Source organism: Proteus sp. GOKU (assembly GCF_015475555.1).
In the GTDB taxonomy this organism is placed as follows: domain Bacteria; phylum Pseudomonadota; class Gammaproteobacteria; order Enterobacterales; family Enterobacteriaceae; genus Proteus; species Proteus mirabilis_B.
Map to the genome: position 1 here is coordinate 2,000,505 of NZ_CP034105.1, position 12,754 is coordinate 2,013,258.

General features: G+C 34.9%; 13 protein-coding genes. 6 read left to right on the plus strand and 7 right to left on the minus strand.

Annotated elements, in window-relative coordinates; genetic code table 11:
* Positions 1–193: 193 nt before the first annotated feature.
* Positions 194–1,942, plus strand: coding sequence for an ABC-F family ATP-binding cassette domain-containing protein (locus tag EHE21_RS09350; protein WP_194952517.1), 1,749 nt, complete (start codon positions 194–196; stop codon positions 1,940–1,942).
* A gap of 58 nt (positions 1,943–2,000) precedes the next feature.
* On the opposite strand, the gene yqfB is transcribed toward EHE21_RS09350, so the two are convergent.
* From yqfB to EHE21_RS09365, 3 genes are all read right to left on the minus strand, one after another.
* The gene (yqfB, locus tag EHE21_RS09355) at positions 2,001–2,321 is read right to left on the minus strand and encodes a N(4)-acetylcytidine aminohydrolase (RefSeq protein ID WP_194952518.1); all 321 of its coding nucleotides are present in this window, start codon (positions 2,319–2,321) and stop codon (positions 2,001–2,003) included.
* Positions 2,322–2,382: 61 nt separating this feature from the next.
* A complete protein-coding gene (ada, locus tag EHE21_RS09360; RefSeq protein ID WP_194952519.1) occupies positions 2,383–3,231 on the minus strand; it encodes a bifunctional DNA-binding transcriptional regulator/O6-methylguanine-DNA methyltransferase Ada in 849 nt (282 codons plus the stop codon).
* Positions 3,232–3,308: 77 nt separating this feature from the next.
* Positions 3,309–3,917, minus strand: coding sequence for a DNA-3-methyladenine glycosylase family protein (locus tag EHE21_RS09365; protein WP_194952520.1), 609 nt, complete (start codon positions 3,915–3,917; stop codon positions 3,309–3,311).
* 332 nt (positions 3,918–4,249) lie between these two features.
* Here EHE21_RS09365 and EHE21_RS09370 point away from each other — a divergent pair, with 332 nt between their 5' ends.
* Positions 4,250–5,272: a methyltransferase gene (locus EHE21_RS09370; RefSeq protein WP_228766761.1), complete on the plus strand. Its 1,023-nt coding sequence runs from the start codon at positions 4,250–4,252 to the stop codon at positions 5,270–5,272.
* An 81-nt stretch (positions 5,273–5,353) separates the two neighbouring features.
* Here the strand turns inward: EHE21_RS09370 and leuE are convergent, their stop codons facing one another.
* Positions 5,354–6,001, minus strand: a complete 648-nt coding sequence (gene leuE, locus EHE21_RS09375) for a leucine efflux protein LeuE (protein ID WP_194952521.1) — start codon at positions 5,999–6,001, stop codon at positions 5,354–5,356.
* Between the two features lie 548 nt (positions 6,002–6,549).
* On the opposite strand from leuE, the gene EHE21_RS09380 reads away from it, so the two are divergent.
* Positions 6,550–7,662, plus strand: a complete 1,113-nt coding sequence (locus tag EHE21_RS09380; RefSeq protein WP_194952522.1) for an NAD(P)/FAD-dependent oxidoreductase — start codon at positions 6,550–6,552, stop codon at positions 7,660–7,662.
* 9 nt (positions 7,663–7,671) lie between these two features.
* Positions 7,672–8,439, plus strand: coding sequence for a GNAT family N-acetyltransferase (locus tag EHE21_RS09385; protein WP_194952523.1), 768 nt, complete (start codon positions 7,672–7,674; stop codon positions 8,437–8,439).
* A 52-nt stretch (positions 8,440–8,491) separates the two neighbouring features.
* Here the strand turns inward: EHE21_RS09385 and EHE21_RS09390 are convergent, their stop codons facing one another.
* The gene (locus EHE21_RS09390) at positions 8,492–9,091 is read right to left on the minus strand and encodes a sugar O-acetyltransferase (RefSeq protein ID WP_194952524.1); all 600 of its coding nucleotides are present in this window, start codon (positions 9,089–9,091) and stop codon (positions 8,492–8,494) included.
* Positions 9,092–9,172: 81 nt separating this feature from the next.
* Positions 9,173–9,931 (minus strand): DJ-1/PfpI family protein, encoded by a 759-nt coding sequence (locus EHE21_RS09395; protein WP_194952525.1) that lies wholly within the window; start codon positions 9,929–9,931, stop codon positions 9,173–9,175.
* Positions 9,932–10,016: 85 nt separating this feature from the next.
* On the opposite strand from EHE21_RS09395, the gene EHE21_RS09400 reads away from it, so the two are divergent.
* Positions 10,017–10,634, plus strand: coding sequence for a TetR/AcrR family transcriptional regulator (locus EHE21_RS09400; RefSeq protein WP_194952526.1), 618 nt, complete (start codon positions 10,017–10,019; stop codon positions 10,632–10,634).
* Positions 10,635–10,663: 29 nt separating this feature from the next.
* Here EHE21_RS09400 and EHE21_RS09405 read toward each other — a convergent pair whose 3' ends face one another.
* Positions 10,664–11,389: a sulfite exporter TauE/SafE family protein gene (locus EHE21_RS09405; protein WP_194952527.1), complete on the minus strand. Its 726-nt coding sequence runs from the start codon at positions 11,387–11,389 to the stop codon at positions 10,664–10,666.
* Positions 11,390–11,533: 144 nt separating this feature from the next.
* On the opposite strand from EHE21_RS09405, the gene EHE21_RS09410 reads away from it, so the two are divergent.
* On the plus strand, positions 11,534–12,415 hold the full coding sequence (locus EHE21_RS09410) for a LysR substrate-binding domain-containing protein (protein ID WP_228766762.1): 882 nt from the start codon (positions 11,534–11,536) through the stop codon (positions 12,413–12,415).
* Positions 12,416–12,754: the final 339 nt, after the last annotated feature.

Sequence of the window (12,754 nt, forward strand, 5' to 3'; positions counted from 1 at the left end):
AAGGAGGCTAATTATGTTTTTGTGTGATCTTATTGAATACTCACACTTCTTTGGTAATCGCCACAGCTCAGGCTCTCACAGTATTTTACTGCGTTAACCTGCCTGAGCGACGTTAACTATTACCTCTCCTCAGCTTACAGGGTTATCGCTTGATATTACCCAAGGCATTGTTATGCCTAAAAATGAGTAAGCTATGAGCACATTATTATCTACACAAAATCTATCTTTCCATAATAATCACGGTTTATTATTAAACGATATTTCTTTAGCACTGATTAAAGGTGAGAAGATTGGTTTAATTGGTTATAACGGTTGTGGGAAAAGTACATTATTAAAATTACTGTCACATCAGTTATCACCAAGTTCAGGTGCTATTTCTGTCGCTAATCAAACGGTTATGGCATATATAGAACAGCACTTACCTACTGAATTACAGTCAATGACTTTAATGGATGCTGTACTTCATAAATTACCTGAAGAATACAGATTATCTGAAGGTTGGCGAGCCGAGTTATTGCTAAGTGAAATGGGATTTAAACTTCACGAAAAAGATCTACTTGTTTCGCAATTAAGTGGTGGTCAACACACTCGTTTATTATTAGCGAGAGCGTTAATTATTGAACCTGATTTATTATTACTTGATGAACCAAGTAACCACCTCGATTTGCCTACTATTTTATGGTTGGAAACATTTTTAAAACAGTGGCGAGGTAGCTTCATTCTGGTTTCACATGATAATACGTTATTAGACAACGTGACGAATTGTACATGGATCATTCGTGATAAATCGCTATCTATCTTTCGGTTACCCTGCTCTCAAGCTCGAGTCGCACAAGAAGAGCAAGATATCAGTGCACAACATCGTCATGATGCGCAACAAAAAGAGATAGATAGAATAGCCCAAAGTGCGAAACAACTCGCAATATGGGGGCATGTTTATGATAACGAAAGTTTATCTCGTAAAGCCAAACAGATGGAAAAACATATTGTTCGTTTAAAAGATGAACAAACTGAAGTGACGGCTGGAAATCAATGGGTATTGCAGTTTTCTGGCACAACATTACGAGCTGATAGACTCTGTGAATTAAATCAACTCGCTGTTATTCCTGCTGAAAATGCGCCTATTTTATACACTGTTGAAAATCAGCGTATAAAAAGTGGTGATCGAGTAGCAATAATTGGTGCTAATGGTACAGGCAAATCATCATTATTAAAGATGATTTGGTCACTAAGTTTAGCTGAAATAAGTGAACAAAATGCAATAAAGCTACACCCTCGAGTTGAATTGGGTTATTACGATCAAAAAATTGCGCAATTAGTTGATAATGATAGCCTTTCTGATGCGTTAAAACCTTTTGCACCATTAACGGATGAACAGAGAAAAATGGCACTTATTAGTGCTGGCTTTGTTTATACGCGTCATGGGCAGAAAGTGAGTACTTTAAGCGGTGGTGAACGAGCGCGTTTATTATTCGTTGGTTTGAGTTTAGCAAACTATTCTTTATTAATGTTGGATGAACCTACAAACCATATTGATATGGAAGGTAAAAAGGCATTAGCTGAGCAGATTAGCCAATTTCCTGGAGGTGTTTTATTAGTTAGCCATGATAGGGAGTTGATTGAAAATAGCTGTAATCGTTTTTGGTATATTCATAACGGTGTTTTAACAGAACATCATGATATTGAAGCCATTTACCAGCTTATTTCAGAAGAAGAAATGTCAGAAGCTTTGCTAATGGATAAACTTAATCAGTTGCAGGATATCCCATCAGCTCCATTGATTTCACATCATGATGATGATGAAAAACTCTTCAAGTTAATTGAGCTAGAAGAGAAATTAGAAGCTGATTTAGCGCGTAAAACTAATCATCAAAAACCTGCTTTGCAGGCTCAATGGAAGTTAGAGATTAACCAGCTAAAGCAATCACTTAAGTTAATTTAAGATAGACAAGATTTTGTTTAAGTAAAAGGATCACAATGTGATCCTTTTTTAGTTATTCTTATTTTACCAACTGATATTCAATCAGATATAAAGACTGGGTTGTCGGATAAATCTCTTTGATCAGTGCTTTCAGAACGGGAAGTGTCATACCTTCTTGTTGTGCATGATACTCATTGATATCGTCATAACGTAAAGGCGATACCGCTATAATTTTCAATTTTCCATAATGAGTACGATGTTCATTAGCAAATAATTCAACAATGCTTCCCGGTTTGTAATCACTTTCACTTTCATCACGGATAGTAATCACTTTTTTTTCTTCAAGAATGGAAGGAATTAAACGTTCAAAAAAAGTAATTTCTGTTGGTATTGCTGACATAATATTGACTCATAAATTTATTGATAACTTGCTGATTATCTTATCATGCAATAACTATATTTTATTCTTTTTTGTCCGTTGGTGAGTTATTTAATGCCTCTGTCTGAAGCAACCTAGACTTACGTTCAATCCCCCAACGATAACCTGATAATTCACCATTTTGTCTAATAACACGATGGCATGGAATAGCAACTGCAAGCTTATTAGCTGCACAGGCATTAGCGACTGCGCGATATGCCTTGGGTGCTCCAATTTTATCGGCAATCTCTTGGTAAGTCATTGTACTTCCAAAAGGAATATCTAATAATGCCTGCCAAACTTTTTGTTGAAATACAGTACCTTGGATATCAAGAGGTAAAGATAAAGGTTGTTTAGGTAATTCAATAAAACCGATAACTTGTGCTATGACTTGCTCAAATTCCTCATTTGCGCCAATTAATTCCGCCAGAGGAAATTGTTTTTGCAAATCTTCTAATAATAGCTCGGCATCATCCCCTAACATAATGGCGCAAATCCCCTTTTCACTTTGCGCCACAAGAATACTTCCCAAGGAGCACTGAGCAATAGCAAAAAAGATAGCAATATTCTTACCACCTGTACGCCAATTTGTTGGTGTCATTCCTAATATTGCTGTTGCATTCTCATAGAAACGGCTATTAGCATTGAAGCCTGATTGATAAATCGCATCTGTAATACTGCCATCTTGAACTAACGCTTTTTTTATTAATTTTTGGCGATAAGCATTAGCATAATCTTTTGGCGTGATCCCCATCGTTGATTTAAATAAGCGATGAAAATGATACGGGCTTGCCATAACATGCTCTGCAATACAGGTAAGCGACACGTCACCGTTATTTTTTTCAATAAAACGGCAGGCTTGCTCAATAAGTTGATTATGTTTATTTTCCATTATGGTAGTCCTTTAAATGCGGGATTATGGCTATTATCGGCAGACATAATGAACAAAGAACTCCGTTTATTGCTCAATTATTCTGGCTCTTTAGATAATGCCCATAAATAAAGCGATGCCGTAGAACCATAGGGTGAATAGCGTTTTCGGTAAAGTTCAAAGCGTACTTTATCTAATGTTTTATGACGATAAAGACGCATGATCCCGCGTTGAATAGCCAAATCTCCCCAACTTAAAATATCTGGTCGATTAAGTGAGGAAATTAATAACATTTCGGCAGTCCAAATCCCAATACCTTTTAGTTGAATTAAAGTATCGATAACCTCTTTATCTGTCATATCAGGGATTTGATTTAAATTTAATTTTTCTGAAATAACGGCGTCAGCAATACCGATAATATAACCGGCTTTTCGCATTGTCATGCCACACTGTTGTATCTCTTGTTCTGATAATTTTGCGATGTGTTCTGGCGTGTAAACACCTTCACATAATTTGAGCAACCGCTGATTAACGGTTACGGCGGCAGTAACCGAAATTTGTTGTTCAATAATGTTTTTAACTAATGCTGTAAATAGGTCAGGCGTTAATGGACGTTTGATTTCTCCCATTCTTTCAATGAGTTCAGCTAAGCGCTTATCGCGTTTTTTTAATGTGTTTATCTCTGTTTCGCCATACTGAAAGTGCATAAGTTAACTTAATTTAAATAGAATATTTATCTTAGTATAACGTGAAAATAAGCGTACTACGCACTCCATTTCTTGCTTTTTTTCTGAACTTTCTGCCTTTTATCTCAGGTAACAAAAGCAATATCCGACAAAAAACGTAATTAATTTCTTTTTTTAGAAGAAATTAATAAATTACAAATATCATTACATTTAAAAACTATATTTTTATATTTAATATAAAAAGTTATAAGAATATAAAAATACTAAATTGAAATTACCACCTATACTTTATTTGATTTTTTGAATTTTTACTTAGGTCAATTCTTAGTTATTCTGTAATTACAGGATTTAATATGAAAAATTATACACTTAATTTACAAAACAAAGCTGATGCGCTGGCAGTAATGAAGAAAGCAATGAGCTTTACTATTCCTGCCGCATTAAGAGTTGCAGTCAAATTAAATATCGCGGATTTATTAAAAAATGGCTCTAAAAATATTGATGAATTAGCAGAAAAAACAAATTCATCACCATCTGCATTAAATAGAATATTAAGAATGCTAGCCTCTGAGAAAATATTTTATGAATTAGAAAATCAAAGTTATTCACTTACTCCAATGGGTGCTTTTTTATTAAGTGATCATGAATATAGCTTACGTGATGCCATTTTAATGCTGACAAATGAGACACTGTGGGGTCCTGTCGGTGATATCTCTGAATCTGTGCGAGGAAATCCTGCCTTTGAAAATCTTTATGGCATAAGTTTTTATCAATACTGGCAAGATAATGTAAGAAAAGATCATGATTTTCAATCAGGTATGAGCTCGCTTTCAAAGATAGAAAATTATTTCATTATTAAGCATTATGAATTTCCTGAAAATGTAACTATCACAGATATTGCTGGCGGATTAGGTGGATTGTTATTAAATGTATTAAAAGAAAACCCGACGTTGAAAGGACAATTATTTGATAGACCCCATGTGCTGGAAAGAACGTTGTTAACTGAATTAAATGATGATAACCGTTGGAGTTTGATATCAGGAGATTTATTTGGAGAGTACCCCGAATCTGATATTTATTTGATTAAATATATTATCCATGATTGGGATGATGAAAGTGTTATTAAAATTTTTAAAAATTTCCGCAAAGCAATGAAGCCCAACTCAAAAATACTTATTATTGAACCGGTTATTTTTAAAAAGAATGTACCTGATATGGCGAAATATATGGATCTTCTCTGTATGTGTGCTTTTCCTGAATCAGGTGAGCGTACAGAGGCAGAATTTATTGCTTTACTCGATAAAGCGGATTTAAAAATTAATAAAGTGATTAAAACAGAAACCTATAATTCAATATTAGAAATCGTTATTAAATAATCTATGGGGATAGAGATAGTCATTTATTTATCGCAAAAAAAAGCCACTTTTTAAAGTGGCTTTTTAGTTTATAGGTAAAGATTATGCAGTTAATGCCAGTTTAGCACCAAACAGTAAGAACACTGCACCAATACAACTATTTGATAATGAAGCTAACCGTTTGTTATGTTTTACTTTATTAGTAATAGCAACACCGCCAAAAATAAGAATTGATAAATAAAGCATACTGCATGTTTCTAAAATCGCACCCAATACAAAAAATGGAACACCTGCATTTTCATATTTAGGATCGATAAACTGAATGAAAAAAGAAACATAAAAAATGATCATTTTTGGGTTAAGCATACTCAAAAATAACGCCTTAACATAAAGACCATCTTTTGCTTTTATTGTTACTTCAGAGACTTGCTCTGGAGTCTCTTTTTTCTTTTGGAACGTTGTATATAACGTTTTCAGCCCTAAATAGGTTAAGTAAAGAGCACCGGCATATTTAATGACAATAAAGAAGACGGGTGAAGTCTTGACTAATGAAGCAACCCCCAAAAATGCCAAAAAGATTAATAATGCATCACCCGTAAAAACACCAAGAGCGGCTTTATACCCCCCTTTTACGCCATGCTTCGCACTGGAAGTAAGGACGAAAATCGAGTTTGGACCTGGTACTAAAGTAATAAAAATAACGCCTAAAAGGTATGTCCAAATATTTGAAATACCGATACTTTCTAACATACGACGCCTTTTTTAAAAAAATAACATGCTGAATATGTGAGCTATCATATCCACAATAATTCTTTTGTAAAACAATAATCTTTATACTTAATAAAGATAAGTTAATTACTCTGCTTTTTAGTGACAAAGGCAGCCTATAAGTCTTTTTTTGTGTTTGATTTTAGATTAAAAAACCAGTTTGAATGTGCGTTATAGTATGATGCTGAAATTAAAAATTATACAGATTTAACATCTACTAAAAATCATTGTTTGCGGAATTATAAACTGCATTATGGTTTAAATTTAGATGCAATAGCCTATTGTTTGTTTTGTGTTATGGTTCATTATTCTTTTTGTGATCTTGAGCGATATGTTACTTTTAAAATTAAAACAGTCTCATTTATTAATTTCATGAAAAATAAGTGTTTTTATGCGTATTTAGTAAGTTAATTAGCACGAAAAGCGAGAGGATAAAAAAGATTATATTTACTAAAACCATTATTCTATATTGTTTTTTATTTTTAGCATAAGAAGCACCCTTACTCCTGATTACAGTTTAAGAGAATAAAATGGATTTAAATACCTCATCGTTACCTCAAAAATCGCAACAGAAAATTATTATTGTTGGTGCTGGTATTGTTGGTGTCATGCAAGCTTGGTATCTTGCGAAAATGAGTAACATGCAGATTATCTTATTAGATAAAGCAAATGCTGGGCTCGGAGCAACAAGTACCTCGTTTGCTTGGCTAAATGTCTCTTACGGTCGTCCTGATGCTTATCAGCAATTACGGGCTAAGGCTATTCATTGTTGGCGAGAGTTGGATAAAAAGACACAAGGAGAACTGAATATTGATTGGTCTGGTGCTATAAGTTGGATGTCATCTGATAAAGAAACTGCTCAATTTATTCAATCACATCATCAAGCGGGTTTTAATGTTCAAGCATTAAATAAAGAACAATTACTTCATAAAGTACCTAAATTATCTCAAGCACCTGAATTAGCTGCATTTGCGAGTGATGAAGGTGCTGTCGATCCTCTTCTCGTCATTAAAGTGTTATTACAACAAGCTCAAGAGATGGGTGTGAAATACTACGCTAATACCGAAGTTATTCGCTTATTAGAAGATGGAGATCGCATTATCGGCGTAGAAACAACGAAAGCTAAAATGCATGCTGACCATGTTATTTTAACAGCGGGTGTTGGTGCTTTAGCGTTGTTATCTAAAAAAGGTATTGATTTACCGTTATATTCATCGCCAAGTATTTTACTCAAATTAATGACGGATGCAGAACGCCCTTTTTTACCTTGCATTATCTCCACACCAGAGATGGAGTTACGCCACTTTGCTCAAAATGAGATTATTGCAGCTGAAGATTACATTGATAATAGTGATGAACATCACCCTGAGCGTATTGCATGCCATGCACAAGCGACTTTTTATGATAATTTTACACAAACAGGTAAACTAACAATAAAACAGGTCGCTGTTGGTGAAAGACCTATGCCTAAAGATGAAATGCCAATTATTGGAGAAATATCTCCTTATCAGGGATTATATCTTGTTACTATGCACGCTGCCGTGACGTTGTCACCTTTATTATGTGAATTAGTTGCACTAGAACTTATTTACAAAAAAGCGGAACCTCTATTAACGCCTTACCGCGTATCACGATTCAGCTAGAGAACCATTATGGATGCACAACTGTATAAAGAATTTAAAATAGTAGAAAAAGCCTTTTGGTCAGAAATTTGTGAAAATAATATTCGTATTGGTGATCATACTCACTGCTTTATGACACCAATGGATGCTGCCATTTTTAACTTTATTTATTTACGCCAAGGCGCAACAGAAAGCTCATTCCAGCAAGCCAGTACCCTTTTTACATCGCAGAAAAAAGATCATATTTTGGTATTACCAGAATCATTACTACCTGAATTTGAAGTGATAATAAAAAATGCAGGTTATACTGGTGATGGTATGACAACCGCAATGTATTTAACATTATCAGAAGCGGTATTCCCTTCTTATAAAAATAATCCTTGCGATATTATTTTAACCAATCACAACCTTGAACAGTGGGCTCATCCATTAAAAACGGCATTCCCAGTGGGAGATGATAGTGATGATACGATTGTTAATGAGTATATTCGTTATCACCAGAAAGCGTTAGATAATGGCGCTGCTATCTTCCATTACGCGTTATTAGTTGATGGTCAGCCGGTTTCTTCATTAACGTTAACAATACATGATAAATTAGCGCGTTTTGATGATATTGGGACAGATATTGCCTATCAAGGTAATGGCTATGCGACACATTTAATTAAGCATGTTTTAGAGTTTTGCCGTGAACAAGGCGTTGAACGTTGCTTCTTAGATGCATCAGCAGATGGTTTAGCGCTATACCGTAAATTTGGTTTTAAATCGCTCTTTAACTATCTCAGCTTTATTAAAGAATAAAAGCAGCTATATGAATAGGCTCAATCATGTTTGTTGAGCCTATTTTTTTATATTAATAAAGGCTAAGCCTTTTCTCAGCATCTTGTTTATCTTTATCGCTAATTTGTCTTAACACACGACAAGGATTGCCAACAGCAACGCAATTAGCCGGAATAGATTTTGTTACTACACTTCCCGCACCGATAACGCAATTATCACCAATAGTTACACCAGGTAAAACAATACATCCTGCGCCTAACCATACTGAATTACCGATAGTAATAGGTAATGCATATTCAAGTTCACTACTGCGTATTTCAGGATCAATCGGATGAGTTGCAGTTAAAATGCTGACATTAGGCGCACACATCACATTGTGTCCAATTTTTACAGATGCACAATCTAATATCGTTAAATTAAAATTAGCGTAAAACGCTTCGCCAATTTCAATTAACTGGCCATAGTCACAATGAAATGGTGGCTCAATAGTGAAATTATTGCCTGTTTTCCCTAAAAGCTGTTTTAAATATGCCTTTCTTTTTTCAATCTCAGAAGGTCGCGTCATATTAAAATCATAAATAATTTCACGCGCTTTTACTCTAAGTGGCTCTAAACTATCATCTTTACTGGCATGATAAAGATTGCCTGATACCATTTTTTCATATTCTGTCATTGTAATACTCCGAAATTGAAATAAAACAGCTTAGGTAAACATCAATATTTATTTCCTTATTCTATCGTTTATTAACTTAAATTAACGGTGCTTTTTGAGTCCATTAAGTGCGGCTTGATGAAATTGAGCATTTAAATTAGCGGTTAAGCTTTGTGAAATAGCGGTCATTTCAGGCCCCGCTAAAGTAGGTGAACCTGTACCAAAAGGAGGACGGGGATCATATTCAATTGCTAATTCAACTAATTGAGCAAAAGGTGTGCCTAACAGTTGTTCTAATACTAATAATGAAGCGTCGAATGAACCAGTTGCGGGTCCTGAGGTATAAATATTGCCATCAATAACAACTTCACTTCCCTCTACTGCTATCGCTCCCATATCCGGTAACATCGGAACAACATTAGAATTACTGGTCGCTTTCTTACCTTTTAATAGTCCAGCCGCACCCAAAACTAAAGAGCCATAACATGTACCAATGACATAACGCGCTTTATTACCCATTTTGGCGAAGAACGCCAATGTCTGTTCATCTTCAACAATCTCTGGTGGCACCATTCCAACCACTAATACGTCTAGATCTTCTGGGCACTCATCAAAAGTCATGGTTGGCATTGTTGGCCAGCCAATATAGCCTTCCACTAACTCTTTCTTTTTCCATATAAAATAGATTTCTGCACTAGCAATGGTAAATACTGATTGAGCACCATTAATATCCATAGGCATAAAACCGGGGCAAACAAAGATACCGACTTTAAGAGGTTTGGATTGTTGCTTACGCCCTTCCTCAACAAGCTTAATGATTGAAGGCATATTCTTTCCATACAGCATTTCATTATGACTCATTTTATTTTCCTATTTTGTACTGATTAGTAAAATAATGACATTTGTTTTATACTGAGTAAATACATTTCTTACTAAATGGTACAAAATGCAAAAGAAAGGTCGCCCTCGCCGTTATGATAGTGATGCTGCACTTGAAAAAATAATGGCATTATTTTGGCGTAAAGGATTTACAGCAACATCTATGGATGACTTAGTCATTGAAACGCAAATGAATAAGCCTAGCCTGTATGCTGCATTTGGTAATAAAGCGGCATTGTATGAAAAAGCGATTGAGCGCTTTAATCATATTGCTTCCACGCGTTATCGTCATGAACTTGAGAAACAATCTGATCAAGATAGAGTGACAGAAAGAGTAAAGCGTTATCTGATTTCAGCTATCCATTTTTATACTGATAGCGAAGGATTAACCGGCTGTATGGTGCTTTCAACGGCGGTGACTGAAGTTGAAGATCCAGCGATAAGAACGATGTTAAATCAAGTCATTAACGCACAAACTCAGCAAGTTGAAGATGCCTTACAAGCAGCATTAGAGACAGGTGAATTAAAAGAAGGAACGGATGTTCACACCATTGCATTGGGTGTAGTTGCCCTTTTACATTCAATTTCTTTGAGAGCAAGAGCAGGAGCCTCCGTTAATGAGTTGCTGCCATTTGTTGATATTTCACAAACTTTATTAATACCTTATTTATCAGATAATAATTAGAGTAAAGGCTGTTAATACAGCCATTTTTATTAAGAGTAAATGCCATTAAAAAGCAGTGAGCCACCAGCAAAAATCAGCATAGCATCTAACAGCCATTGAAAAAGTTTTGGTGTCAGTTTTAATACCAGTTTTTTACCAAGGTAATTTCCTACAGTTAAACCACAGCCCACTAACACCCCACTAATTAAGATAAAGCTATTAACCGCACCCAGTTGGCTAAACGTTAAGGCTTTTGTGAGATAAATAACAAATGACGCGGCAGCTTCCGTTGCAAGTAATGGGCCTAATGTCAGACCATATGCAGAAAATATAGGAATAGTTAATGGCCCTGTGGAAAATACAACACCCGTTGAATAGCCGATAACCGCACCAGCAATAATAACTTGGTAAGTTTTCATTTTGATTTGATGTTTGCGTAATAAGTGGATCACAGGGATCATCAATATAAAAAACATTCCCATACCAATATTTAGCCATTTCTCTGGCATTATCCATAGTGTATTAGCGCCAAGAACAACGGCAGGAATACCGGGTAACAGATAATAAAATAGTGGTTTAAAGCGAATACTGTGTCGCCATAAATAAATACGCGATAAATTACCCATCACAGAAGCTAACGCCATAATGGGTACTGCTTCCTTAGCACCAAAAACATAGGTCAACGCAGGGATTAATAAAATAGAAGAGCCAGTCCCTACAACGCCACTGATCACTCCAGAAAATACTGCCAGTAAAATAACCGCGATAAAACTCATTATCATCCTTTAAGTTCAATAAGTTAAAGACGCTGTATCATACCTGCCTTCTTTATTTTTACCTGTGATAAAATGTCACGGTATTGTGAGTTTTAATCAGAAAGCCCGTTTTATTTATGATGCGTAAACTATAGCGAGAAAATTATGATGAGAAATCTTCCTCCATTGCCTTCATTACGTGCTTTCTTAGTCGCTTGTCATAGCCAAAGTTATACCGAAGCCGCACAAACATTATGTGTCACTCATGGTGCGATTAGTCGTCATATCCAAGTTATAGAAAAATGGTTTGGCGTCACTTTATTTAATAAACAAGGTTTATGTCGAGTTCCCACCCCCTACGCATTGACGCTGGCGCAAGAATTAAGTGAAGTTTTTGATAAATTAAATGATATTGGTTTTCGCTATGGTAATGGTGGAAGAAACGATATTTTAAATATCAGTGTTCCTACAACACTTTGTTTAAAATGGCTTATTCCGCGAATGGAGGATTTTTATCTTCAATATCCTAATGCAAATATCCAAATTGCGTCTGCAAATAGCGAGCGATTTCATTTGATTAGCCATGATGATCTGATTATTCGCCCTCAACCTCAGCAACAAGAGTATTCATCTGTTGTTTTTTTAGAGGATAAGCATTGTTTAATTGCTTCTGAAAAATTCTTAAAACGTTACAGTGTCACTAAATTTGAAGATGTTTTTGACTGCCCTGTTATCGATACGCTTACTCGTCCCGGGCATTGGCAACAATGGTTAAACGCGACTCATCTCAATACGCAGTTGTCATTCTCGCGTCACTATCGCTTTGATCATTTTCATATTTCGCTGCAAGCTATTATTGAAGGATTAGGTCTTGGCATTGGTCCTGTTTCGATTTTATCGAATGAAATAAATAACGGTGCTTTAAAAGTGTTATTTCCAAATATCCAAATTGCACCGATAAGTTATTACGCTTTAACGCCATTAGGTGTACAAAAAACCAAAACACATCTCGATTTTGAACAATGGCTTACCCAGCAAAAAAGTTAATTTTACTAATGAAATAAGCGATTGTTTTTCATAAAAATAGCGATTCCAATCTTATTAATTACACTTTTTAAAACTAGTTGCTAGCTGTTTAATTAAAAATATCTAATGATAATCTTCTTTTTATGAATAGGTAAAAACGCTAATCGTGCTGTTTTTATAATTCGCGATCTTCCTCTATTCAATCTATTTAATTCATTTAAATTCAATTCATTAAATTTAATAAATAAGTATATTAACCTATGTAAATTATTTTGATTTTAAATAATCTGTTATAAACACTTATTGTTTAACTTAAATTAACGTTCTATGCTGATATTTATATATAAAATTTATTAATTT